Annotated in this window: 27 protein-coding genes; 4 read left to right on the top strand and 23 right to left on the bottom strand. The window is 41.6% G+C overall.

The genetic code is table 11. The annotated features are described in order from the left end of the window. Nucleotides 1-17 precede the first annotated feature (17 nt). The 4 genes from NSS87_RS13755 to NSS87_RS13740 all read right to left on the bottom strand — a co-directional run bounded on the left by NSS87_RS13755 (nt 18) and on the right by NSS87_RS13740 (nt 4,038). Nucleotides 18-740, bottom strand: a complete 723-nt coding sequence (locus tag NSS87_RS13755) for a ThuA domain-containing protein (protein WP_339247784.1) — start codon at nt 738-740, stop codon at nt 18-20. Nucleotides 741-789: 49 nt separating this feature from the next. After that, complete coding sequence (locus NSS87_RS13750; protein ID WP_339247782.1) at nt 790-1,950, bottom strand: Gfo/Idh/MocA family oxidoreductase; 1,161 nt, start codon at nt 1,948-1,950, stop codon at nt 790-792. A 1-nt stretch (nt 1,951) separates the two neighbouring features. Next, a complete protein-coding gene (locus NSS87_RS13745) occupies nt 1,952-3,052 on the bottom strand; it encodes a LacI family DNA-binding transcriptional regulator (protein WP_339247779.1) in 1,101 nt (366 codons plus the stop codon). Between the two features lie 110 nt (nt 3,053-3,162). Then, nucleotides 3,163-4,038 (bottom strand): LysR substrate-binding domain-containing protein, encoded by an 876-nt coding sequence (locus NSS87_RS13740; protein ID WP_042187813.1) that lies wholly within the window; start codon nt 4,036-4,038, stop codon nt 3,163-3,165. A 129-nt stretch (nt 4,039-4,167) separates the two neighbouring features. Here NSS87_RS13740 and NSS87_RS13735 point away from each other — a divergent pair, with 129 nt between their 5' ends. Continuing rightward, the gene (locus NSS87_RS13735; protein WP_042187811.1) at nt 4,168-5,061 is read left to right on the top strand and encodes a DMT family transporter; all 894 of its coding nucleotides are present in this window, start codon (nt 4,168-4,170) and stop codon (nt 5,059-5,061) included. 84 nt (nt 5,062-5,145) lie between these two features. Here the strand turns inward: NSS87_RS13735 and NSS87_RS13730 are convergent, their stop codons facing one another. The 4 genes from NSS87_RS13730 to NSS87_RS13715 all read right to left on the bottom strand — a co-directional run bounded on the left by NSS87_RS13730 (nt 5,146) and on the right by NSS87_RS13715 (nt 9,481). Then, entirely contained in the window at nt 5,146-6,645 is a 1,500-nt protein-coding gene (locus tag NSS87_RS13730; RefSeq protein WP_042187809.1) for a DHA2 family efflux MFS transporter permease subunit, read from the bottom strand. Nucleotides 6,646-6,889: 244 nt separating this feature from the next. Continuing rightward, the gene (locus tag NSS87_RS13725; RefSeq protein WP_339247775.1) at nt 6,890-7,639 is read right to left on the bottom strand and encodes a DUF3887 domain-containing protein; all 750 of its coding nucleotides are present in this window, start codon (nt 7,637-7,639) and stop codon (nt 6,890-6,892) included. Nucleotides 7,640-7,765: 126 nt separating this feature from the next. Next, on the bottom strand, nt 7,766-8,530 hold the full coding sequence (locus tag NSS87_RS13720; protein WP_339247772.1) for a M15 family metallopeptidase: 765 nt from the start codon (nt 8,528-8,530) through the stop codon (nt 7,766-7,768). A 45-nt stretch (nt 8,531-8,575) separates the two neighbouring features. Then, nucleotides 8,576-9,481 (bottom strand): hypothetical protein, encoded by a 906-nt coding sequence (locus NSS87_RS13715; RefSeq protein ID WP_339247770.1) that lies wholly within the window; start codon nt 9,479-9,481, stop codon nt 8,576-8,578. Nucleotides 9,482-9,716: 235 nt separating this feature from the next. Here NSS87_RS13715 and NSS87_RS13710 point away from each other — a divergent pair, with 235 nt between their 5' ends. Both NSS87_RS13710 and NSS87_RS13705 read left to right on the top strand, forming a co-directional pair. Next, nucleotides 9,717-10,250: a PadR family transcriptional regulator gene (locus NSS87_RS13710; protein ID WP_339247767.1), complete on the top strand. Its 534-nt coding sequence runs from the start codon at nt 9,717-9,719 to the stop codon at nt 10,248-10,250. A gap of 58 nt (nt 10,251-10,308) precedes the next feature. After that, nucleotides 10,309-11,127, top strand: coding sequence for an SDR family oxidoreductase (locus NSS87_RS13705; protein ID WP_339247765.1), 819 nt, complete (start codon nt 10,309-10,311; stop codon nt 11,125-11,127). A gap of 159 nt (nt 11,128-11,286) precedes the next feature. Here the strand turns inward: NSS87_RS13705 and NSS87_RS13700 are convergent, their stop codons facing one another. Beyond that, nucleotides 11,287-12,741, bottom strand: coding sequence for a DHA2 family efflux MFS transporter permease subunit (locus tag NSS87_RS13700; protein WP_042193817.1), 1,455 nt, complete (start codon nt 12,739-12,741; stop codon nt 11,287-11,289). A 49-nt stretch (nt 12,742-12,790) separates the two neighbouring features. Next, nucleotides 12,791-13,360 (bottom strand): TetR/AcrR family transcriptional regulator, encoded by a 570-nt coding sequence (locus NSS87_RS13695; RefSeq protein ID WP_042187803.1) that lies wholly within the window; start codon nt 13,358-13,360, stop codon nt 12,791-12,793. Nucleotides 13,361-13,522: 162 nt separating this feature from the next. On the opposite strand from NSS87_RS13695, the gene NSS87_RS13690 reads away from it, so the two are divergent. After that, nucleotides 13,523-13,957: a DUF4395 domain-containing protein gene (locus NSS87_RS13690; protein ID WP_076298904.1), complete on the top strand. Its 435-nt coding sequence runs from the start codon at nt 13,523-13,525 to the stop codon at nt 13,955-13,957. A 3-nt stretch (nt 13,958-13,960) separates the two neighbouring features. Here the strand turns inward: NSS87_RS13690 and NSS87_RS13685 are convergent, their stop codons facing one another. The 13 genes from NSS87_RS13685 to NSS87_RS13625 form a co-directional block, all read right to left on the bottom strand. Then, entirely contained in the window at nt 13,961-14,494 is a 534-nt protein-coding gene (locus NSS87_RS13685) for a hypothetical protein (RefSeq protein WP_042187799.1), read from the bottom strand. A 103-nt stretch (nt 14,495-14,597) separates the two neighbouring features. Beyond that, entirely contained in the window at nt 14,598-15,473 is an 876-nt protein-coding gene (locus NSS87_RS13680) for a serine/threonine protein kinase (protein WP_339247761.1), read from the bottom strand. A 22-nt stretch (nt 15,474-15,495) separates the two neighbouring features. Continuing rightward, nucleotides 15,496-15,753: a GNAT family N-acetyltransferase gene (locus NSS87_RS13675; protein WP_081951111.1), complete on the bottom strand. Its 258-nt coding sequence runs from the start codon at nt 15,751-15,753 to the stop codon at nt 15,496-15,498. Between the two features lie 92 nt (nt 15,754-15,845). Beyond that, complete coding sequence (locus NSS87_RS13670; RefSeq protein WP_042187794.1) at nt 15,846-16,112, bottom strand: PQ-loop domain-containing transporter; 267 nt, start codon at nt 16,110-16,112, stop codon at nt 15,846-15,848. A gap of 87 nt (nt 16,113-16,199) precedes the next feature. After that, on the bottom strand, nt 16,200-17,174 hold the full coding sequence (locus NSS87_RS13665; RefSeq protein WP_042187792.1) for an ROK family protein: 975 nt from the start codon (nt 17,172-17,174) through the stop codon (nt 16,200-16,202). A gap of 106 nt (nt 17,175-17,280) precedes the next feature. Beyond that, entirely contained in the window at nt 17,281-18,789 is a 1,509-nt protein-coding gene (locus tag NSS87_RS13660) for a PLP-dependent aminotransferase family protein (RefSeq protein WP_042187790.1), read from the bottom strand. Nucleotides 18,790-18,822: 33 nt separating this feature from the next. Further along, nucleotides 18,823-19,134, bottom strand: coding sequence for an AzlD domain-containing protein (locus NSS87_RS13655; protein ID WP_042187788.1), 312 nt, complete (start codon nt 19,132-19,134; stop codon nt 18,823-18,825). After that, on the bottom strand, nt 19,131-19,874 hold the full coding sequence (locus NSS87_RS13650) for an AzlC family ABC transporter permease (RefSeq protein ID WP_042187786.1): 744 nt from the start codon (nt 19,872-19,874) through the stop codon (nt 19,131-19,133). The genes NSS87_RS13655 and NSS87_RS13650 overlap by 4 nt, the downstream gene beginning before the upstream one ends. Nucleotides 19,875-20,021: 147 nt before the next feature. Beyond that, the gene (locus NSS87_RS13645; RefSeq protein ID WP_042187784.1) at nt 20,022-21,125 is read right to left on the bottom strand and encodes a PRK06851 family protein; all 1,104 of its coding nucleotides are present in this window, start codon (nt 21,123-21,125) and stop codon (nt 20,022-20,024) included. 91 nt (nt 21,126-21,216) lie between these two features. Next, the gene (locus NSS87_RS13640; protein WP_042187782.1) at nt 21,217-21,672 is read right to left on the bottom strand and encodes an NUDIX hydrolase; all 456 of its coding nucleotides are present in this window, start codon (nt 21,670-21,672) and stop codon (nt 21,217-21,219) included. Between the two features lie 151 nt (nt 21,673-21,823). After that, the gene (locus tag NSS87_RS13635) at nt 21,824-22,444 is read right to left on the bottom strand and encodes a thermonuclease family protein (protein ID WP_339247756.1); all 621 of its coding nucleotides are present in this window, start codon (nt 22,442-22,444) and stop codon (nt 21,824-21,826) included. Nucleotides 22,445-22,615: 171 nt separating this feature from the next. Next, a complete protein-coding gene (locus NSS87_RS13630; RefSeq protein WP_042187780.1) occupies nt 22,616-23,794 on the bottom strand; it encodes an MFS transporter in 1,179 nt (392 codons plus the stop codon). Nucleotides 23,795-23,876: 82 nt separating this feature from the next. Beyond that, nucleotides 23,877-24,188: a winged helix-turn-helix transcriptional regulator gene (locus NSS87_RS13625; protein ID WP_060624147.1), complete on the bottom strand. Its 312-nt coding sequence runs from the start codon at nt 24,186-24,188 to the stop codon at nt 23,877-23,879. Between the last annotated feature and the right edge of the window lie 38 nt (nt 24,189-24,226).

Genomic DNA, 24,226 nt, shown 5'->3' with positions numbered 1-24,226 from the left:
TTGATCGCTCCCAGAGATTATTGACTGTCTGCCATTCCGCTATAGGTAATACTAACCGCTGAAATTTGGGATTGTGCGCGAACTTTACCTTCGGCAGCCCATAGCAGTCCTCTGCGCATCATTTCCTTTACCTGTGGCATAGCTACAATATCGGCATGATGTCCGAGTGAATTATAATACACTCTGCCATGACCCCACCGCTTGGTCCAGGCTACTGGCATATCCACGGCTTTGTTGAAAGAATGTGGGCCTTCAACAACTGGAAAACGAGTCGTTGCAAGTACTTCTACAGCTGGATCTACATGCAGATAATATTGCTCTGAACAAACGGTGAAGTCTTCTAATCCTTCTACGAGAGGACTTGAGCTTTGGCAAATCTCTACGGTGTAGTTCACACCATCATTGCCGGGATGAGCTACCCATTGCCCCCCGGTCATAAACTGCCAATCCACATTATTTCGGAAAGAATCACACATCCCGCCATGGCAACCCGCAAGTCCCGTTCCGTTCTGAACAGCTGCCGAGACATTATTCACAAGATTCTGTTCGATTGTACCCATCGTCCATACCGGAACGATCAAATCTAGTTCAAGAAGCTTCTCCGCATCGGCAAAAGCCTCAAGTGTATTCGATACCTCAACTTCAAATTGTTCCTCTTGCAGTACCTTAGCGAATATATCAGCTACCTGTTCAGGCTCATGACCATCCCAACCGCCCCATACTATCAATGCTTTTCTCATCTTTCGCACTCCTTCTAATAGAGATTGTTCAAACACGCATTTTTGTTGATTACATCTCAGAGATATCGACCCACCGGCGCTGTTCAATAGAGCGTTCTACCGCTTCTAACACAGCTTGGCATTTCACTCCATCATGGAAATTAGGTACAGGCTGACGTCCTTCTTCAATCGCGTTAGAAAGCTCCAACATTTCGTGAATAAACGTATGTTCAAAACCAATTGTATGACCCGGCGGCCACCAAGCCTCCGCATATTCATGAGCTGGGTCCGTTGCTAGCACACGCCGAAAGCCCTGAACATCCTCTGTATCTGAGGTTAAATAAACCTCGAGTTCATTCATTCGCTCGAAATCAAATTTCACACTGCCAAGGCTTCCGTTGATCTCAAAAGAATTGGTAGAGCGATGACCTGCTGCGAATCTTGTAGCTTCAAAACTACCTAAGGCACCGTTATCAAAACGGGCTAAAAACAATGTGGCATCATCTACAGTTACCTTGCCCTTAGGAGCATCCTTATCCCCTTTGGCACTTAATCCGGTCATTTCAGCAGCAAGTGGACGTTCTTTAATGAAGGTCTCACTCATACCGATTACTTCCTTCACATCACCTACTAAGAAATGTGCCAGATCAATGAGATGCGCACCCAAGTCACCATGTGAGCCTGAACCCGCAATCTCCTTCTGCAATCTCCACACTAACGGGAACTCCGGATCAATAATCCAGTCTTGTAGAAACCAAGCCCGAAAATGATAGATCTTCCCAAGCCGCCCGCTCTCTACTAGCTTCTTAGCAAGTCTAACCGCCGGTGAAAAGCGATAATTAAAACCAACCATATGTGTAACCCCTGCATCTTCAGCGGCTTGCAGCATTTCACGAGAATCCGCTAAGGTCAGTGCGAGTGGTTTTTCACAAAAAATATGTTTACCAGCTTTGGCTGCTGCCAGAGCAATCTCCTTATGTGCATTACTAGGGGCATTTATATCAATAAGATCGACATCCTCACGAGCGATTAGATCTTTCCAATCCGTAACACAATCCGACCATCCTAACTGAGTGCCAGCCTCTGCAAGCGCTTCGGCATTCCGTCCACAAATCACAGACATCTCAGGTTTAAGCGCTTTCGGGAAAAACATTGGCAAACTGCGGTAAGCATTACTGTGCGCCTTACCCATAAATTTATAACCGATCATTCCAATGCGAAGCTGTTTCATCTTATTCCTCCTCAGATTTCTTAGATTTAGATGAAGCTCGTATTACTAGTTCAGTCGGTAAGTTAATCTGGATAACTTGGGAGGGGGTTGATATTTCTGAGCGACTATTCCCGTGCAATTCTAATACCTTAGATACAGCAATTTCTCCTAGCTCATAAAAGGGAACACGCACACTGCTTAAGGCTGGTGTAGTAAGCTCAGCAGCATCTGAATCATCATAACCCACCATGGCTGGGATGCGATCTCTTGGGATGCCTAGTTCCTGTAGACCTTGCTGCAATCCAATGGCCATTCGATCATTGGCCGCTACAATCGCATCAATCTCATTCAGCAGAGGCAACATCTTCTTGGCAGCAATAGCACCGCTTTTACGACTGAAGTTACCTTCGAATAGAAGTGATTCATCTAAAGGAAGGTTAGACTCCTCCAAAGCGCGCAAATAACCAGTTAAACGATCTCGGCTGTTCGAATAAGATGCTGGCCCGTTTAGAAAGGCAATCCTCGTAAAGCCCTGATCCAGTAAGTGCCTGACCGCTTGCCAGCTTCCTTCGACATGATCAGCATCCACCTCGTGAAAAGCCTCTCCTTCAAAATGCTGATTAATCAGGCAAAACGGATGACCTTCCTCCTTCAAACGTCGAAGTGAGGCTAGCTCACCTGGATCCTCTTTGGCACCGAGTACAATACAAGCATCAATCTTCCGCATCTTAAACAATTCGTTATAGTCCACTCTCTCTTCGGCATTTCGAAACAGCATTAACAGATCATAACCCTCTTCTCGCGCCTTACTCCCAATTCCACTTAATATTTCTGAAAAATAATAAGTGGAGAACAAGCGTGCATTTGGCAAATAAGGCATTACTACACCAAGGTGCCCACTTCTTCTACGAGCAAAGCTCTGCGCGAGTGAACTAGGGGTATATCCCAGCTTGAGCGCAGCTGCCAACACACGTTCCTTCGTTTCTTCCTTGAGCGGGCCTACGTTGTTTAACACGCGGGAGACTGTGGCTTCTGAGACTCCGGCAAGCTCGGCAACCTCTTTACGGCTGGCGATAAAAACCCCTCCTACGAAAGCGCATTCAATAAATGTACGCGCGTACATTCTCTCATGAACAAAGTCCCTCGTCAACCCTTATTTTGGATATTCATTCATAATAAAACCCCTGAATTAATCAGGGGTTTTGCTCATTCTAAACGGTGTATTCTTAGGGTTCAGGGATGCCCCATCAACCACGCTTGTACATGCTTTAGAAACTTTTTAGTGGCGGGAGATGCGTATTTCATAGAATGTACAGCGATTCCAAGTGATCTGAAACTACGTTCTTCCAATTCAAGCATCGTTACATTATAATTCTGACGGGTTAATACAAGCTCTGGCAAAATACTAATTCCGAGTCCCTTCTCCACCATGGCCATAATGGCATAATCATCACCTGCTGAGAACTTAATATTCGGTTTGATGCCCGCCTTATCCAGTACACGCCTAACATCATAATCTGAACCTGCCTTCGGGATGATGAAATCCTCTTTAGCAATTTGGGATAAGGAGAGAAAAGGTTCTGCACTAAGCGGATTTTCTTTGGATACGATTCCTAACATCCGGTCCTTTTTTAAGGGAATCACTTCGAACTTCTCACGCGTAGGCAGAGAAATAAAACCACAGTCAACGACTCCAGCCTCGATCCATTGTTCAACCTCTAAATAACCACCTTCCATCAACCTGATTTCGATATAGGGGTATTCACTGCGAAATTGCTTAATCATTCCTGGCAGCCAATGCACGGATACACTGGTGAATGTACCGATGGTAATGGTCCCGACCTCTAGCCCATGTATATCTGCTACTTCCTGCTTCAATTTTTCATTCCACTTCAGAATTTCACGGATAGGCTGTAGTACTTGCTCCCCGTTTACCGTCAATTTAACGCCAGATCTATTTCTAATTAATAACGTGAAACCAAACTCCATCTCCAAGCTACTAATCGTGTGGCTAATTCCAGATTGCGTAAAGCCCAGTACATCTGCTGCTTTTGTTAAACTACCTAGCTCTACAACTTTTAGAAAAATCTCATACTTATTGATGCTCAACCTCTATCCCTCACCTTTTTAATTTACATAAGTTTTACTCATGTATCCTATGATAAACATTCAGTTACCTTATGTATAGAGCCGTATTATACTAAATTGAGTTGAAAATGAAGAAGGATGGATGACGAGATGAAACCGCTCAAAGCTGAGCTGATGCTGTTAGTTGTAACATTATTTTGGGGTTCCTCCTACATATTTATGAAAATGGGGTTAGGCACGTTAGGCGAATTCAATCTGATTGCACTCCGCTTCGGACTTGCTTTTATATTAGCCACAGTGATCTTCCACAAACGTTTACGAAAAGTTGACATCAAAACATTGAAATATGGTGCTCTACTCGGATTCTTACTCCTCGGCGTGTTCACATGTATAACGTTCGGACTGAAGACTACGACAACCTCCAACGCTGGATTTTTAGTAGCCTTGACGGTCATATTTGTACCGATAATAGATCGTATACTTTTCAAAAAAAGAGTTGCACCTCCGCAAGTCTTTGGCTCCGTACTCGCTATAGCTGGCATTGGACTTCTTACATTAAATGCTACCTTAAAAATTGGACCAGGTGACTTCCTCTGTATTCTTTCGGCGGTGTTTTATGCGGTACAGATCTTATTTACAGGCAAGGCTGTAAAAGAGTGTGATTCACTGAATATTGGAATCTTACAGTTGGGTTTTGCCGGAGGGTTTGCTCTAGTGTTATCTGCGCTATTCGAGACACCTTCGCTTCCTTCGACCTTACCAGCATGGATTGCGATCCTCGCACTTGGGATTCTCTGTAGTGCCTGTGGCTTCATCCTACAACCCATTGCTCAAAAATATACTTCACCTACACGCACCGGACTGATCTTCTCCCTTGAGCCGGTATTCGCCGCGTTGTTTGGCTATTGGTTCGCCGCTGAAAAGCTATCGATACAAGGATATGCTGGTGCAGCTCTTGTTCTACTAGGCATTGTAGCATCGGAGCTACTCGGTAAAGTTACATTCAGCCCTAGGTGGGCTCAGAAGAAACCAGAACATCTATAGGATGATTTTCTCATACAAAAAAGGCGTCGTTAGCTATACAAGCTGAACGACGCCTTTTTTTATTATCTAAGATTATCGTATAAATTAATGTCCCATCATCATTGCTGCATCTGCTTTCTGACTCTCTTCGGAGGAGGAATCATTCGAGGAAAGCTTTGGTTTGCGCAGGATAATACTCATAAGTACACCGACTACAGCTATACAACCAGATAGAAAAAATACATCATCAAAACCTAGAACTGCTGCTGATAAAGGATTACTTCCTGCTTTCAATGCTCCCATATGCACAGTAATTTGACTTGTCAGATAACCCGTCAAGCCTGCTACGGCAAAGGCCACAACCACCTGCTGTGCCGCTGCTGTAAGCGATGTGACCCGGCTCACCAATTCACGCGGTGCGGCATTTAGAACATGTGTATTGAGTGGCATCATCGCTATACCCATCCCAAATCCCAATAAAGCAAGATACATCATAATGGTGTTTAGACTTGTAGTCATCGAAATCCCAGACAGTAGGAATAGGGTAACTGTAATGATGCTCAGACCCACAAAAGCCAGCGGTCGTGCCCCTATCTTATCAAACAATTTACCACCAAGCGGCATGCCGATTACACAAGCTAAAGCTTGCGGAAGCAGAATCAGCCCCGTCTCTAGTGGTGTATAAGCCCGAATCTGCTGTAAGTATAGCGGCACGAACAGCATGGAACCAAACAATGCGGCTTGCATGACCCATGTTAAAATAATGCCGCGGGTGAAATCTGAGGAGCGAAAGACGCGCAGATCCAGCAAAGGCTGTTTATGCCGCAGCTCAACGATTATAAATAGAATCAGTGCAACGCCCCCAACAGATAATCCAAGGATTGCTGGAGTCGATGACCAACTATTCGACCCACCTTCATTTACTCCATAAGCTAGCATGGAAAACGCAATCGGTGCCAGTATAATGCCAAGTATGTCGAGGTTGCCTTTACCGATCTTCTCCGTCTTGGGCAAATACTTAACACCAAGAATAATACCAACAATCCCAATCGGCACGTTAATCAGGAAGATCCAATGCCAGCTAACATATTCAACAAGCCATCCGGACAATATCGGGCCAAGTGCAGGTGCAAGCAGCATGGGAATCCCAAGCATGCCCATAATCGATCCTCTTCGTTCTGCTGGAGCTAACTTAAACACCATAGCCATCCCAATAGGAGCTACCATCCCCCCACCAAGTCCTTGGATCACACGAAAAATAACAAGCTGCGAAGAAGTTTGAGCCACAGAACATAACATGGAGCCGAGAATGAACAACGTGAGCGTCACCAGAAACACTTGTTTAGAACCGAAGCGATCTGTCATCCAGCCTGCGAGCGGTATTACAGCAGCTAAAGCTAACGTGTAGCCTGTAATCGCCCACTGAATCGTTTTTAAATCTGAAGAAAAATAGTCCACCAGTTTGGGTATAGCCACATTCACGACGGTTCCATCCAGAATAACCATAATCATTCCGACGATAATAGCAAGAAGCGGGGGAAGGATCGCTCTTAGCGAGAAGGGCCGTTCTTCTGTCGGGCTACTCTGAGTAATTGATTTTGTCATCCAGTACTCCACTCTTTTCTCTAATTTAGTTAAATGCTTTAACAATTATTTCAAATTTTAATTTACCTTCGATGAATGTGAAAGTCAACAAATAAAACCCTTTTTTACAATAAAAATACATTGCAATCTCAGTATGTTTATTGAAACACAAAAAAGGCTATGCATGGCTCCAAGAAGAAATCTCTTCTTAAGGGACGCACACATAGCCTGTTGTTCTAAACCTAAATCTTTATTATTCTCAAGATTAAATGGAAGGAAGGTTTCCTTTTAATTCAACAATCTTACCAGACTTATTGAGAACAAACTCAAGGGACGCATCGGTTACAGCAAAGCCAAGTACACATTGTATTGAGATTTGATCTTCTTTTTGAATACTTTCAGTAGACTTTATCCCATGGTAAGTACCAGCTCGTGCAGTAAAATCAGCCCAATATTTCTGTAAACCCGTAGTGGAAAGCGAACGCTTCATTTCATCACTAAAGAATCGATTCTCTAACTCTTGAAATTGTCCAGTGCTCAGCAGTCCCGCTATCACACTTGCTGTAACCTCGGGCGCATAAACTTCCACTAGATTAGCTTCAGCATTATAAGAGGTTACCAGTCCAGCACTAGTGAAAAAAGAGAGCGGAACATATAAGTGTTCCTTCCTAAACACAACATTATCCTTAAAGTCTCTTTTCTCTTTATCATTAATGGTAATATAGTCGTTTCCTACTTTATATTCAATCTTTTGTTTGACTCCGCTTACTGTAATGGTGTCCGTACTTTTTTGATAAGTGGTTTGATATTTCAAGACGCTTGATGCCTCTCTAAGGGGTAGCATGACCGTAGAACCGTTAGGATACGCTGAATATTGATCTGATTTCAGAACCTGACCATTCAAAACCACCTTTACTTCACTAGCATCTGCCCAAGCCGTAGAAGAGGTATTTCCTCCAAATCCATTTACCAATAACAGTACACTTAACACTACAACAACCGCGATTTTGTTCATCCGTTCGAAACCTCCCTTTTTTTGACTATTAGTATTATGTGCGTTTCCAGCATCTGCTAATCCTAATGGTAGTAAAGCTCAACAAAAAAAGTGAATCGCTTCTTACATGGACATTCAAGTTCTAGGTTATTCCACCTTGAAGTCAAAATATTGTTTAGGATAAGGTTCCTTGATCAACGTAAAATGCCACCATTCTTTGCTGTAAGGTTTAAATCCCTGTTTTACCATCGCCTCTTTGAGGATCGCCCGATTTGCTTTCTGAGTCTTGTTGATTAAGGGCGTATCGTAATAGGAAATGTCTCCGAAAAAATCAAACGGGCTGCCCATATCTACTTCAGCTCCCGTTTCTTTATTTACAATCGTTAAATCGACGGTGCTACCTCTGGAATGGCCTGATTTTTTAGCTATAAAACCAAGTTTAAATAGATTACGTTTATCCAGTCGCGGATAATATTGCTGTTTCATTTTAGTATCTACGGCATTCTGTGACCATCTTACAAAATGATTCACCGCCGTCTGCGGACGATAAGCATCATAAATTTTAAGAATATACCCTTTGTCCGCTAAATCCTCACTTACAGCCTTCAAAGCTGTTGCCGCTGTCCGCGAGAATATCGCTAAAGGCGCCTTGTAGCCATCAATCCGCTTCCCCACAAAATTATTATCTCCGTAATATCGAATCTCATATTGTGCCGTTGGAATCACTTCATCCAGATAGACAAAACCTTGCGGTAAATGGTTCTTCTTCACCATTTGCATTTGCTGCAGGACAGAGTCTGTTGAAGAGCCGACATAAGCAGCTTCAGCGCTACCCATAAACATACTGTTTGTCCACAACAACAGCACAACTGCGAAAACTGCGATTCTTATTCCTTTTGATCCTATTCTCAATTAATCCAGCCTCTTCTCAGATGTTGTCTTTACATACTCTAATAATTACGAGTTTACGGTTTCAACTAGAAATTTTTCTATTACAGGAGTGAATTTATTATTCGTAGAATTAAGTAATTGTAGTAGCTTTTCTAAAATCGAAAGAATTCTAGTATCAACTTTGCTATTTTTTAGTGCATTCTCATACGCCTTTTTTACTTCTGGTTTGATAACTTGCTCATCATAGTCATATGCAGGTGTATTACTTGTTCCATACAATAAGCGGGACGTTGCAATGAGAAGTTCTTTTTGAAGAGCGGTTGAACGGTTAGAAGCAGGATATTTCGTCACAAAATCCTCTATTGCAAGCGCTCTATTCGTTAACTCGGTCCAACTGATTACAATCGCTGCATCAGATACACTCGGTTGATTAGATTCGGTGGCCATGATGTCAATATAAGCTGCGATGTCCTTCGTAATATACGGCTTAAAGATCTTAAATCCCTCATAATGCATCACCGGATAGTACATGCCCTCACTGGTCTCCAGCTTATATCCCTTATCCCGGCCTTCAATTAACACATTGCGTACATTGGCATCTTTGATCGTATTAAGGAGTGAGGTATAGGTTAGATTTTTGCTTTTGGAAAAAGCACTGTTTATCTCTTTCTGCATCTTGTCCGGAAAAACCTTTTCTGAGTATACAGATAAATGTGCCTTCTGTGCATTCTCGAGCTGAAGTGTCATCTGAGTCGCTGTCCAGGTATCCACTTCTTTGATATGGTTAATTAAATAATTACGTGCGTTAGCAAGAGATGTCGGCTTCTGTACATACTGCTGGAATTGATTATAAACGCCTGCAGATTCCGTTGTCGTTGCGGCAGATACTGGCTCTATACCCAAAGTACTGAATCCTGTCACTGAACCAAGGGCTATAGCAATACTTAACAAGCCGGATTTTTTCCAGTTCAATAGATGACCTCCCTTTTGCCATATATGTAATTGTACTTAATATTTAGACATACGGGAATAACCTGAAACTAATTGGTTCATAGTACCCATTCCAAACAATCCTCAAGGAACAAGTGATTTATGATTTCGATAAAGTTACCTGTATCAAAATAATATATATTGACACAATATATATCTAACCGATATATTATAAGCGTGATATACAAATATTTCTAAACAACAAGGAGGTTCTATTTTGAACAGTCAGGATGTTATTTTAGGCATGCTTATGAAAGAATCGAAGACTGGTTACGAAATAAAACAGTTATTGGAGGATGTATTCTCTAATTTCTATAGTTCTAGTTATGGAACGATTTATCCCACACTTGCTCGCATGGAAAAGGAGGGTTTGATAACTAAGGAAAATGTGCAGCAGGAAGGTAAGCCTAATAAGAATCTTTTAAACATCACGGATAAAGGAAGAGATAGTTTTAACGCCTATTTACTAGCCCCACTAGAGGCTGACAGTATTAAGAAATCTGATTTTATGATGAGACTATATTTTGGTGAATTTGTTGGGTATGACAAGGTGATTCTTTGGTTGAAGCAGGTACAGGAGGAATCACAACATAAGTTAGATCAGTTACTTGCGCAGTATTCATTTTATAAAGATGAAATGCATCCAGCACAGATCATCTGTATCCAGATTGGCATTGAAGAATATAAAGCAAAACTCAAAATCATTGCCAAAGGGTTGTCAAACATGGAGCAGTTAGTGCTTACGAAGTAAGTTTTGTACGTACCAAGTGAAGATGTAATGCTAAGAAAACTTTTAGGAGGAATTGTTAATGAAAACAATTTTTATAACGGGTGCTTCGTCTGGCATTGGGAGAACTACAGCAAAACATTTTGCTGAAAGAGGATGGAACGTCGTAGCCACGATGCGTTCACCTGAACAAGAAAGTGAACTTATTACACTTGATAATGTATTGGTTTTACAGCTTGATGTTGAGAAATCAGACACAATTCAACCTGCGTTAGCGGAAGCGATTAAGCGGTTCGGTAAAATTGACGTTCTTCTCAATAATGCTGGTTATGGAACAATGGGTCTTATTGAAGTAGCTACGGATGAGCAGATCAGAAGACAGTTTGAAGTGAACGTGTTTGGTCTTATCAGTATGACTAAAGCCATATTGCCACATTTTAGATCTAATCAAGATGGTTTGCTAATCAATATCTCTTCTATGGGAGGGAAAGTAACCTTTCCTACGATGTCTCTGTATCATTCAACGAAATTTGCGGTAGAAGGTTTTTCTGAATCCGTATCTTATGAATTAGCATCACAAAACATCAAAGTAAAGTTAATTGAACCTGGTGCCATTCAGACGGACTTTGGTGGAAGATCGATGGAGTTCTTTTTTAATGAAGAATTAACGGACTATAAACCCTTTACAACTGCATTTTTGGGTAAATTGGGTGAGATGGAAAAACAACCTACCTATGCTTCGCCTTCAGAAATTGTTGCGGAAACAATATATCAAGCCGCCACTGATGGGACAAGTCAGTTCCGGTACATTGTTGGAGAAGATGCAAAAATGCTCATTCATATGAAAGAAAATACAGATGAAGCAGAGTATCTGACTAATATAGCCCAGCATTTTTCTTAAAAAGAAGTTAGGTGGCGGACGCTTCTCGGTATTCTACCGGGGAGAGGTCCCTCTTTCTTGTTATGATTAAAAAAATCCCCTCCGATTAACAGTGGTATGTTCATACGTACATGAACCTTCTCCACTATCTACCGTAAGGGGATTTTACAAATTTAATGATTAATGCATTGGTGTATTCATTTTATGATTAACAACTACTCTTTTCACGAAGAACGCAAGGATTAGACCTACAATCGCCATACTCATTCCAAAAATAAATGCATTTTGTACACCTTGCGTGAATGCAGGCAACATATTAGCTGGATCGGCAGGATCGGCCACAGTCTTCAAATAACTCTTAGAACCTGCGGACATAATGCTGACAGCTAATGCAGTACCGATCGCACCAGCAACCTGCTGCAAAGTATTCATGATCGCTGTACCATCTGGATATAATTCTAACGGCAGCTGGTTAATTCCGTTGGTTTGTGCAGGCATAAATACCATCGACACACCAATCATAAGCGTACTGTGAAGTACGATTACGAATACAACCGTAGAAGCAACAGTAATACTGGAGAAGAACCACAAAGCAGTAGCTGCAATAATTAGACCCGGAATAACGAGCCATTTGGGACCGTATTTGTCGAACAGACGACCCATGATTGGGGACATCAATCCGTTAATAATCCCCCCTGGAAGTAGCAGCAAGCCTGCCTTGAACGCTGTATACCCTTGACCCTGTTGAAGATACATTGGAAGAATCAACATGGATGACAGGATAACCATCATACAAATAAATACCATAGCCACACCAATAGAGAACATTGGATATTTAAAAGCTCGCAGATTAATCATAGGCTGCTTCATCTTCATTTGGCGCAAACCAAACAATAAGAGTGATACCACACCTACTACGATAGCAATGATTACTTTTGGACTTCCCCAACCAGCTTCTTCACCGGCGCTACTGAAACCAAACACGATTCCACCAAACCCGATTGATGATAACACTATGGAGAGGATGTCGATCTTCGGCTTCGTAACCTTCGTTACATTCTGCATGAAGAGGATCCCGAATATCAATGCGATCACCAGGAATGGCAGTGACAGCCAGAAGATCCAGTGCCAGCTAAGGCTTTCAATTAGAAGACCGGCAATAGTAGGACCGATCGCTGGTGCTACCATGATAACCAATCCTATCATCCCCATCGCGGCACCACGTTTTTCAGGAGCAATGATAATAAGGATCGTATTGAACATAAGTGGTAAAAGAAGCGCTGTACCCATTGCTTGTACCACACGCGCTGTTAATAGGAACTCAAAACTAGGTGATACTGCAGCTAAAAACGTTCCAAGTATTGAAAAACATAAAGCAGCAACAAACAACTGTCTAGTCGAGAACCACTGAAGCAGCATACCCGAAATCGGTACTAGAATTCCCAGTGTAAGCAGATAAGCCGTCGTCAACCATTGTGCTGTTGCTGGAGTAATTTGAAGGACATTCATAAGATCACTTAAAGCTACATTCAGTGCGGTTTCACTGAACATTCCGATAAATCCTGCAAGTAGTAAAGAGACTAGAATCGGAATGGTTTTAAACTTCTTTACTTCCTTTTGTTGCTTTCCTTGCATAGTTGCTTCCACTCTTAATCCCCCTGATGTTCTTATCTATTGTCTATCTCTAACCAAGTATTGCTGGGATAATCTTCGCCGCCGCGAGAAGCGGCTGTTCATCCCGTAAAGTCAGCGTCTGAAGAAGCGCTCCTTCAAATAATGAGACTATTACTGAAGCCTTATCGGCTGCAGTGTTGCTCTCCACACCTTCTTCCAGAAGGCGTTTCTTGATCACATCTTGCAAGTCCATAAACACAGATTTACATGCAGTCCGCAGCTCCTCACTAATACAAGAGGTCTCCGCCGCTAACCAAAAACTAAATGGAACAATCCCCTCAAATGAAGATTCCACTGCATCCATAGCCATGCCTAGAATAAAATCCTCCATTGCTTCAGCTGCACTATTGCTGCTCTCCATATGACAGTTCAGTTTCTGAGCGACTGTTAGACTAGTCCGGTTAATGCATGTTAAAGCCAGCTCTTCTTTACCGTGGGGGAAGTAATAATAAAGAGATCCCTTCGGTGAATCGCTGTCTTTAATAATCTGATTTAGTCCTGTTGCATGATATCCCTGAGAAAAAAATAATTTCGAAGCGGTGTCCAGAATCGCCTCACGCGTATTCGGCTTGTTCGACAAGCTGACACTTCCTTTGCATTATAACAATTGGTCTACATAATAAAACCATATTTTTAAGAGATATGTCAACATATAAATTACTTAAATTCAAAGTAATCTACTTCCCATTCCCTCAACCTCAGCGTATACTATAATTATTCCAATAAGAAAGGTGTGAATAAGATGCAAGACGTGCCCAAAGGAATTCCACGACCATTAGTAAAGACTAATCAGGCGTTTATCGTCATTTCTGTAATATTGACATGGCTAACAGGACAGCACTGGATTCTTGCGCTGCCCTTGTTTGCCGGATTGCTCGGACTCTTGTTCGGTTATAATCCCATCATTAAACTGGCTGCTAAGTTTCTGACAAAAGAACGTTCGCACTATGTACTCGAAGACTGGTCACAGCAACAGTTTAATCAAACGATTGCTGTCTTCTGCCTCACAGGTGGTCTGATCAGCTTCATCGCGGGGTGGACGATTGCTGCCTATATTTTCACAGCGCTAGTTGCAGTGGCAGCCACTGTTGCGATACTTGGATTTTGCATCGGATGTTTTATCCATTATCAGTGGAGAATGTACAATTACAGACGTAAACAGAGCAGCACACATTAAATCTTAATCTTTCTCTTCTCCAACAACATCCCAGCGATGGCGAAATTTTAGTAGCCTTGGATGAAGTGATGAAGGTGCAGATGGCAACAATAAGCGGATCTTTACAATCCATTCTTCAAAAGAGGAGTAAGACGCAAACTGATTCGCCACCTCAGGTGTTAAATACAAAAAAATCGGCGAAGGATAGATTTCTGCAAGATGTCTAAGCGCAGAATCAAGCGGAGTATATTTCTTTCGCTTTCCTTCCAAACTCTCTACCGTGATGAAGCTAAGTCCTTGCTCCCTCTTCCATTCATGCAGCCGGTCCTCACGCTTATAATAAGCGCTCACCGGCTCTTTGGTCATCCGTCTCACCGTTTCTTCATGAAGCGGATATAGCACTAGCTTAGTGAAACGCCGATCGGTGGCCGTTTTTGCCGCGATTACAAGTTCCTGATCTGTTATATGTTCAAAAGAATCGTAAAACACTAACGTCCCTTTACGTTGTTCAACCGGTGGCTCATAGCCGTAGGGAACATGCTGAATGTCTCTTTTCATTGAAATCCCTCCTGCTTGTTCTATTTATAAATCATATCATGTGACAATAGCAGGGCTATCATTCTTATCTTACAGCTTAAGCAGTTCTCATTTCCCACCTACCTCAAACAATTCCTGCTCTATCCCAAGCTAATTTAAATTCCGCTACACTCTGATACCGCTGCTCACGCTCCAGGCTAACCGCCCGTAAAGCAACCTCGTAGTGAGCTTCGCTCGCCTCCCATTTTGCAAACGACCGGTCGGAGGCTCCTCCTAAAAGAACAAATGAAGTTGCGCCCATATTGAATACATTGGTAACTTCATCAATCGGTGCACCCAAGATAAACTCTTCCGGTGACTTGAATCTGGATGAGCCCCAGAAGTTCTCTCCCAGATCATTTACAGTTGGCTTAGGTCTATAAAAATCAATATCACAAATCCTTGTTTCATCGTTCGCGAAATTATAAAGAATACTTCCATCATAAAAATCGACGGCGACATAACCCTGCAACTCAACATGTTCATGAAACGCAAAGATTACGTCTAAGGACGCTAAACGTTTTTCAATAGATAGTTGCTTATAGCGGTAAAAAGGCGATTCCGGATGGTTCAACTTAGCTTCTCCCGCAAACAGCCAATGCGAATGCAAACATTCACCTTCAAACCATTCAAACACTGCTGCATATCCCACTCCAACTTCAAAATGTGACACCAGATAGATCAGCACTTCAGATTCAAGCTCTTTATATATCGGAATAGCTTTAATCAAATTATCAACAGCATCCGAGGGGTTTCTATCGTAAGTCAAAGGCTTTGCACCAGCAAATTTCACAAAATACTTCTGACCCTCCTTCTCCACACCAAAAGAAAGATTTCCCGAGTCCTGCTGATCGAACACTTTGAACACCCTGCCAAGTTTAGATAACCAAGCAAAATCACAAGGCTCTTGCAATTGAAAAGTTACTGCATCGATTTCGTATGTAAAATATTTTTCGCTCAAATGTACCTCCACATTTACTAACCTAAGTTAGCTCTATTTTCATAAAGATTCCGGCGATGATTGTTTCATGAGGACCTGTTCTTTTGACAATTTCATACGGCTTAAACCCTAACCTGGAGTATAATAACATCCCTTTAGTATTCACATTATGACAAACTAGATGTAACTCTTGAAGCTGTAAGTCCTCTTTAGCAGCAGCAAGCATGGTACGAATCAAATACTCCGCGGCTCCCTTACCTCTATAATCGGTTGAAACAATAACATTTCCTAGCCAGTACAAATCTTGTTCTTGTCATATTGCGGCATAATCCGTAGATGCGGCTTTTCGATAACTGTACGTCATTCCGTTTCCTACCTTCTTAACTTTAATCATTATCTTGCTCGATATTTAAGCACTAGAATAATAACCAGCAACACAACACATAAGGACATCGTATTCGTAATCAAAAAAGCTAAACCTACTCCCGTAACCGCCAAACTTATCGCGTATGCTTCCATTAGACTAATCCCGAGCAGCATAAGTAAATACGACTTCAAATTTAAATCGACTACGGATTTTGATTTAAGGATTTGAATAATTTGAGGAATCCATCCCAAAGACAGGATCACCCCACCTATTAATTGCATGATTGCAAACATATGAGCACCTCCACGGATTTTATTACTGTTGTATTCCGGGCGGCTCCATCTGGTTCCAGTTCATACTAATTTAACAATTATTTTTAGCTACTCTGCTTCTTTAAGCTTACTATATGCATAAGAGGCAGCACCAATAGTTCCGGCCCGACTTCCCAGCGAAGCTTGAACAATTTCACACTTACTGCCAGATAGCTTCAACGCATGCTGACTTACAGTTTCTCTTACAGGTTGGAGCAACTTATCACCCGCTGCCGCCATCCCCCCACCTACAATAATAAGATCAGGGTTGAGCATATTCACTACATTCGCTAATCCAAAGCCAAGTATAGTCCCTGTCTCCTGCATGACCTCCATAGAGAGATCGTCTCCGAGTTCGTAGGCTTCAGATATCATTAGCGCGGTAATTTGCTCTTCTTGATTATTTGCCCAGGTCTGAATCATGCTGGTTCGGCCTTCCTTCAGCTTCTCTTTAAAAGTGTTCACCATGCCAAGCGCGGAGACATATCGTCCCAAGCAGCCCGAGCTCCCACATTTACAAGGTCGTCCGTTCCTGTACATATTCATGTGCCCAATTTCACCAGCGCTATAAGACGTGCCGTAGATTACTTTCCCGTTATTCACAATACCCGATCCTAAACCCGTTCCCAAAGTAATCAGAACTAGATTGTTATAACCTCTGCCTGCACCTTGCTGCCATTCTCCATACAGATTAACCCTCACATCGTTATCAATGAAAATAGGGAAATCATAAAACTGCTTCATCTCGTCAACAACATATACTTGCTCCCACCCCGGAAAATTAGGCGAGAAAAAAGAAATGCCCGCTACCGGATCAAGTAATCCGGGCACTCCGATTCCCATACCTTCTACTAAATCTAACGAAATATCCGCTTCAACCGTAATCAAACGTACAGCTTCTCTAATCCGTTCCAGCACATGTAACGGGCCTTTGGCTGCCTCTGTAGGTGTAGATATTTCTTTTACAGCTATAAAATCGAAATCGTAAATTCCTGCTTTAATATTCGTTCCACCGAGATCAATTCCTATAATGTAGCGTTTCATAAGAACCTCCAGAATTAGAAATAACTTCACCTTTTATTATGAATGTCTGAAGGCTGAAACTATAGAGGGAACATACAAGTTATATGATAAAGTTCCAACATTTCTATTACAAATGACTACTACTAACTGTCGCTTCTGCTTCGGCTAACATCAGTCTGTTCACACCCATCTTAATCTGATTCTCGGTAAGATTAGAATAGCCTAGTAGAAACACAGGTCCCTTAGGTTTACTCTCCAGAAAATAAGAAGATGCAGGATATACACGAACTCCGTAATGGAGCGCCACTTCAGCTATACGATTCTCTTCGGCATCCGACTCCAGCTCAATCAGTAAGTGCAGCCCCGCTTCCTCGCCATAATATCGCACACGACTCCCAAATTCAGTATTCAAGCTATTTACGAGACAGGCTCTACGTGAGGCATACAGCTTACCCATCTGTGTAATATGCCTTGCATAGTGACCATTCTGTATAAATTCAGCTAACGCTTCCTGATCCAAAGCAGAAGACATGCGATCTGTAATCCATTTAACGGCCAAAAAAGGTTGAAGCAAAGCCGGAGGCAATACAACATAACCTATCCGCAGAGAAGGAAATAATACTTTACTAAAGCTGCCTACATAAATGACTCGACCTTCAACATCTAGACCAGCAAGCGCAGATAATTTCGGACCCTCGTACCTATATTCACTGTCATAATCGTCTTCAATAATAAAAGCATGATTAGCTTTCGCCCAATCCAACAGCTGAACTCTTCGTTTCAAGGACAGTGTCGTCCCAAAAGGGAACTGGTGAGAAGGCGTAACATAGACTAGCTTTGGCGATTTTTTAAGATTACCTTCTTTATCGTTATCACTGTTTGTCTGGATCTCTTCCACACAGATGCCATCTTGATCTACTTTAACAGGTATGACCTCTACCCCAGCAAAAGAAAATATTTCACGCACAACGCTATGTGATGGATCTTCAACAATGACTTGATCACCTTTAAATAAGAAAATCCTCGATAAAATATCAAGAGCTTGCGTAGCTCCAGAAGTAATCACGATTTGTTCTGGAACAACGGGCATAGACCGCGTGGAACGTAATAAACGAGCAATTTCTCTGCGTAGTCCCAGTGAACCCTCCGCAGGGCCATAGCCTAAAGTATCCGGTGAAGCGCGGCGGCAAGCATTCATTAGAGCTTTTTGCCATTGATCCATAGGAAACGCATCCCAAGCAGGTACACCATGTCGAAAATCGCAAAATACCGGGTTCAAATGATCAACTTCTCTAGTAGCAGGAGGATTAAGCGTAAGGATATCAGGTCCCTTCGTTATAAAATTGTAAGGGCTCTCATAATCTTTTGTAATTTTCTCCTCTAACGTCAACTCCGCAATAAACGTTCCCGCCCCTTTTCTCATCTCCAGATACCCTTCTGCCTGTAGTAGCTCATAGGATTGAAGGACCACGCTTCTGGATACTCCAAGCTGATTGGCCAAAGTTCTAGACGGAGGCAGGGGGTCCCCCCCGCTTAAAGCTCCTGAATGGATAGCATTTCGAACTTGCTCGTAAATTTGACGGCTAAATGGTATCTGTCGTTCTTTATCGAGTGTGATCAGCAAATCATGCTTCATAAGAGGTCCTCCCCTTCTTTTCCGACTTTTGATTTAAAAATATAGGGTTAGCATTTTTACGAGTATTGCTGCGGAAACAGAGCCTAGAATCACGAAGAGCAGCGGAATTTTTCTAATTAATACCAGTATAACAGCGACAGTCCCTGATGCGATACCCACAAGATTAACATCTGGGTCTACCTGAATGATTCCAGGTACCGTTAACGCACTAAGTACCGCTATGGGCAAATACTCCAGTAGCGCTTGGACTTTGGAAGAACCATTCGTATGGTTCGTAAGCAGTAAAGGCACAAAACGAAATAAAAATGTAATAACAGCCATACCTATGATGATTAATATAGTCATATGGATACCCCCTTCTCCGCTTTGACTTGCCCTTTAATTAAGGAACCCACTGCCATGCCGATCAACATAGCTATAAGAATCGATGAGTTTCCCAGCAAAGGGTTCAGTAGCCAAGATGATCCTGCAGCTGATATACATATAGCCATATTCCGTAAGCTGCCTTTCAATTGAGGTACAACAAGTGCAATTAGTAAGGCATATAATGACGTGTTTAGCGCCGGTAAATATAAAGCTGGGATATAGGAGGCAAGGGTGATCCCCGAAGCTGTTGCTATCAGGTTAGCGACATAGGGAGGAATTTGTAGGCCTAGCAGATAAGGAAGTCCTAAGGGCTGGTTCATTTTTTCATTCTCCGTTTTACGATTTACTCCTTCTCGAGGGATCATACTAACGGCATATACCTCTTCTGTTAAACTGAATCCAATCCAAGTTCTCGCTAGTACACTGATGTTACGATTTAACTGCCCTCCAAAGGATAAGCTGATAAACAAATATCTTAAGTTAATGATCAGAGTAAGCAGTAAAATCACTGGAGCGGCTGCTCCTGCGGCAAGCATTTTTACACCGATAAATTGACTAGCCCCCGCAAATACGAGCGCTGACAATAAGAATACTTCCAGACTTTCTAGACCTAACCCCTTACCGACCAATCCAAACGTAAAGCAAGCTGGGATAAATCCTGCAACAATTGCGATAGAATCTTTTAGCCCTGTTCTAAACATTACTTTTTGATCATTCATAAGCTTCTCTCCCTTATCGTTGTTACTAGAGAGAGCATACTTGGATACAGTTCCAGTGGAAATAACCACATTGGTGCGTATGTACCATACCAATTTCTTTTCTCACAAAAAAAGACCGCCCTCTAGAGAGCGATCTTAAATGTAGGTTTAAACCTCCAGTGGACTTTCAACAATCTCGTTGATTTCCTCTAAAATCTGCGATTTAATCTGGTCTACACGATCAAAATTCAGGGTAGAAGTATAGATTTGCTTTAATGCAACTAGGAATACTTTTGCGTCTGTAAGATGTTGTGTGGATTGCTTCATGGTACTCGAATATCGCTCTTTAATGCCGGCAATAGCTTCGGAATATTCTTCATCTGTACCAGGCAGTATACAGCGGGAATACATATCGACGATCTCGTCGGTTGCCTGATCTGGGTAGTACTCGTGTGGAGCCGTACTATCAAAAATAGCAAAGCCAAGCTCACGCACAATAATCATATCAAGGCTATTTGGATCGAAGCCACAGTGGTAAATTTCAACATCGAAACCACGTTTGATGCCTTCAGCCGCTATTTTCTTCAACAATGTAGATTTTCCGGAGCCCGCACGTCCTTTAACCAGATATCTTTTTAGTCCTGAGGTTAGATTAGGAACAAAATCCACGGCCCCCTTAGGCGTCGCCGCACCTAAAAAACGATGATCTACCCGGCTGGATTTATCAGATTTCTGATCACCATACAAAAGCTTAATATACTCCTGTGTCAGCTCATCAGCTGCTTGAAAATCCATTTTCGCGATATAAATTGCTTCCCATTCGTCATGAATGCGAAGAGCTTCAGCAAAGCCAGCATAAGCCAATTCATGTTCTTGTTTAATGGCTCCGACTAAATTATCGATTTCCAACTTCTGCTGACACAACTGGAACTGATCAGCGGCCTGCTCCAAATCTACGAATACGATGGACTCTTCAGGCAGTTCAGGGTTTATTACTCGCGGAGCTGTTCCATCCACAATTCCTATATTTAATTTGGGAATAATCACACCGTCGAATGAATCGTTATCTGATGCAGTGTGGATGAACCAGATCTCATAACCTTGTTGATTCAACTGCTCTCCAATTTCTCTAATCAGTTTGGTCTGCCCCGTACCTGGGCCTCCTTTTAAAACATATAGACGCGTTAAACTTTGCAATGACGACTCATAGAGGCTGTAAAAGCCGTGAGCCGTATTCCCGCCAGCAAAGAAATTGAGGATTGTTCCGTTCATAATCGCACACCTTTCCGGGCTAATGTCATGGTTCATATTTCATCGTATTATGGTTCCCTGGGAAAGGTGACACTTTAAGTGAGATGTGGTCTTACTTCATAAAATGATCCATAAATCTCTTAATGACTGGAACATCAGGAGGTGATAACTCGCTAGGCAATTCTCCATAATTAAAAAAACGGACTTCTTGCACTTCAATTCCATCTTCTTTAAGCGCACCGTCAAATTCTGTACATAGATAAGCGGCTACAACATTATATACTTCATCACCGTTTGGATATTTGTAATAAAGCTCTTGTCCAGAAAACATGTCGAACAATTCAAGTCCTCTGGCTTGTAAACCTGTCTCCTCAAAAAGTTCCCTTTTAGCAACCTCTTCCAAAGTCTCCCCAAGCTCCATCGAGCCACCTGGCAACCCCCAGCAACCGTTGTCCGTTCTACGTTGTAATAGTAATTGCTGCTCGCTACACAACAAAACACAGGCTCCTGCCATAATAAGCGGCCTGGTACCTACTAGTTTTCTTAGCTCCATAATATAATTGCTCATTACACAGCATCCTTTTCCTTAATGGCTTGTTTTTTTGTTCATCCCCAAATATAATCACAGGAACCATACCACAATATTACATTTATAACATTCGAAAGCAAATAAAAAAAGCTACCTCATGGTAGCTCTATAAATCCTGATTACTAGATAATCATTTCGTTTTTGGAACATGAAAACCATTGTTTTGCGCGTAATTTTCAATACTCCAGATGCCGATTTCCTGCTCTCTTGCTTTATCCTGAATAGCTCTAAATTGATCTACGTATTTCGTATTAGGTGCAAATACATATGCCACACGTGCATAACCCTGCTCTAGCAGAAGCTCATTAAACATTTTGCCATCGATATAGAGATAACAGAGTAGACGACCATATTTATCTCGTTCTGATACATCTAGTTCAATTTGCACATCTTTATTGGTAAGCATCTTTTTGGCATAATCAGAGGCTTCTATCGAAAATGGCTGTGGCTCAGGAATGTTCGGATTAACGGATTCAGGGGTATCGACTAGTAGCAAGCGTACTGTTTCTTTTTTACCGTCGATAGTCAGCTTCATGGTGTCACCATCAACTACCCGTGTTACCTTAGCATCTAATAAACGTCTGTTATCCTCTTGTGTATTCTTTGCCGTAGCATCAGATTTAGGGCTAGGACTTGTTGTTATAGATGGAGCTTGATCTGGAGTAGACTGCTCGGCGAAAGTGCAAGCGGTAGCTGTTCCGAGTATGAGGGTGATGGCTAAGCAGATTTTTAATAGATACGTTTTACTCATGGTTAAACCTCTTTCTTATACATATGTAATAGCTTCATGGGGTCTAATTAAAATAAATCAAAATAGTAAAAAACACAAGTTTGTAATATTTAATATAGAAAACAACGACAGCTATGTACCAGAAAAATAAGATACATGGCTGTCGCCGTTTTAATAAATTCATAATCTCCGTTAATCACCCAGCTTAGCTTCTGCTACGTTTAAGTTGGAAATTTTTATTTTGATTATGATCGATAAGAAAGCAAGCAGGGAAAACATAATTCCGATCCAGATGAGCTGATGTATTCCTGCATGAGAAATAAACCAACCACCTATAGCAGTCCCTATAGTAATTCCAAGATTGGAGAATGAAATAAACAAGCTGTTACCGAATTCGGGAGCTTCTTTCGCCTCGGTCGTTAACCATGCTTGACTGACAATGAGTCCTCCGGAATGCACTGCCCCCCAAATGATTATGATAATAACCATCGGAATGAAATAAGATCCTAGATAATAAACGAAGAGGTAAGTTACCGCATATAGCAGAGGAAACATGATGACGGTCTTTGAAATGCTTTTATGCAAAAGGCCCCCAAATAAAAAGTTCCCAAAAATCATGACTATACCAAAGGCCATCAACATGATACTAATCCATGATCCATTCATATGTGTTACTTGTCCAAGATACTCAGCGAAGTAACTATATACAGAAAACATAGCTGCAAAAATAAAAATAACAGTCACAATATTTAACCATAATAGGGGTTTGCGTAGTATACCAAGCTGCTTGCCATAAGACATTTTTTCTTTAACAGGCATGGAAGGAAGCCAAGCGAGTATCCCTAAAAAGGCAATTATACTTACAACAGCACCAAACAGGAAAGCAACTTCTAATGATATTTTGTCCGCAAGATAAGAAGTCAAAGGCACACCAAAAGCAAACCCGACTGTGATTCCGGCGAAAACCTTTGTAACTGCTTTAGTACTCTTTTCTGGTGGGACAAGTTGAGCAGCGGTCACAAGAGCAACTGAAAAAAAGACAGGATGAAAAATAGCAGGGATAATACGAAAAATCAGCATTACTTCAAACATAGTTGTATAAGCGTACACAACATTTGAAATTGCAAAAATAAGTACAGCCGTTAATAGAATAACTTTACGATTGATACCAGAAGCCAGTAATGTTAGAAATGGACCAGAAATGGCAACGACTAAAGCAAATATACTTACAAGCCATCCAGTCTGTGAAGTCGATATATTAAATTTTTGAGTTATCTGCGGTAGAACACCTATAATCCCCATTTCCGTAGTGATAATACCAAATACACCTAAAGCCAAAATAATAATAAGCAACGGGTTAATCTTTTTCATTTTTAAAATAATCCTCCATTTATATTTACATATACAGAATTGTAGATATGTATTATCAAAAAAAAGTCTTCCCTCCTCTCATTTATAGTTTCTGTTTAATATACTCGGAAAATTCCTGAATTGTCTTCTCGTTCCGACGATAGTACGTCCACTTCCCAATTCGCTCAGATTCCAACAAACCAGCTTTTTGCATTGTCAACAAATAACTCGAGATAACAGACTGTGCAAGTCCCGCTTTAGCTTGAATATCTCCCACGCATATTCCAGTTCGAAAACTTAGGCCTTGTTGTAAATAAGGCTTCTCATCAAAGAATTCCTCCGGAGTTTTTAACCACATCATAATCTGACTACGTGTCTCGTTAGACAAAGCTTTAAATATCACTAAAGGTTCCATGCATTTCATTATATCTACTTTTATAGATTTGTAAATGT

The sequence above is a fragment of the Paenibacillus sp. FSL F4-0243 genome (genome assembly GCF_037963295.1).
Lineage (GTDB): Bacteria > Bacillota > Bacilli > Paenibacillales > Paenibacillaceae > Paenibacillus_AQ.
This window is presented reverse-complemented; position numbering and strand designations above follow the sequence as displayed.

Bases quoted from the DNA above. Each gene is read 5' to 3' on its own strand.
- NSS87_RS13755 (WP_339247784.1), bottom strand. From the start codon at position 740: ATGAGAAAAGCATTGATAGTATGGGGCGGTTGGGATGGTCATGAGCCT.
- NSS87_RS13750 (WP_339247782.1), bottom strand. From the start codon at position 1,950: ATGAAACAGCTTCGCATTGGAATGATCGGTTATAAATTTATGGGTAAG.
- NSS87_RS13745 (WP_339247779.1), bottom strand. From the start codon at position 3,052: ATGTACGCGCGTACATTTATTGAATGCGCTTTCGTAGGAGGGGTTTTT.
- NSS87_RS13735 (WP_042187811.1), top strand. From the start codon at position 4,168: ATGAAACCGCTCAAAGCTGAGCTGATGCTGTTAGTTGTAACATTATTT.
- NSS87_RS13730 (WP_042187809.1), bottom strand. From the start codon at position 6,645: ATGACAAAATCAATTACTCAGAGTAGCCCGACAGAAGAACGGCCCTTC.
- NSS87_RS13725 (WP_339247775.1), bottom strand. From the start codon at position 7,639: ATGAACAAAATCGCGGTTGTTGTAGTGTTAAGTGTACTGTTATTGGTA.
- NSS87_RS13705 (WP_339247765.1), top strand. From the start codon at position 10,309: ATGAAAACAATTTTTATAACGGGTGCTTCGTCTGGCATTGGGAGAACT.
- NSS87_RS13700 (WP_042193817.1), bottom strand. From the start codon at position 12,741: ATGCAAGGAAAGCAACAAAAGGAAGTAAAGAAGTTTAAAACCATTCCG.
- NSS87_RS13690 (WP_076298904.1), top strand. From the start codon at position 13,523: ATGCAAGACGTGCCCAAAGGAATTCCACGACCATTAGTAAAGACTAAT.
- NSS87_RS13685 (WP_042187799.1), bottom strand. From the start codon at position 14,494: ATGAAAAGAGACATTCAGCATGTTCCCTACGGCTATGAGCCACCGGTT.
- NSS87_RS13670 (WP_042187794.1), bottom strand. From the start codon at position 16,112: ATGTTTGCAATCATGCAATTAATAGGTGGGGTGATCCTGTCTTTGGGA.
- NSS87_RS13665 (WP_042187792.1), bottom strand. From the start codon at position 17,174: ATGAAACGCTACATTATAGGAATTGATCTCGGTGGAACGAATATTAAA.
- NSS87_RS13660 (WP_042187790.1), bottom strand. From the start codon at position 18,789: ATGAAGCATGATTTGCTGATCACACTCGATAAAGAACGACAGATACCA.
- NSS87_RS13655 (WP_042187788.1), bottom strand. From the start codon at position 19,134: ATGACTATATTAATCATCATAGGTATGGCTGTTATTACATTTTTATTT.
- NSS87_RS13650 (WP_042187786.1), bottom strand. From the start codon at position 19,874: ATGAATGATCAAAAAGTAATGTTTAGAACAGGGCTAAAAGATTCTATC.
- NSS87_RS13645 (WP_042187784.1), bottom strand. From the start codon at position 21,125: ATGAACGGAACAATCCTCAATTTCTTTGCTGGCGGGAATACGGCTCAC.
- NSS87_RS13640 (WP_042187782.1), bottom strand. From the start codon at position 21,672: ATGAGCAATTATATTATGGAGCTAAGAAAACTAGTAGGTACCAGGCCG.
- NSS87_RS13635 (WP_339247756.1), bottom strand. From the start codon at position 22,444: ATGAGTAAAACGTATCTATTAAAAATCTGCTTAGCCATCACCCTCATA.
- NSS87_RS13630 (WP_042187780.1), bottom strand. From the start codon at position 23,794: ATGAAAAAGATTAACCCGTTGCTTATTATTATTTTGGCTTTAGGTGTA.
- NSS87_RS13625 (WP_060624147.1), bottom strand. From the start codon at position 24,188: ATGGAACCTTTAGTGATATTTAAAGCTTTGTCTAACGAGACACGTAGT.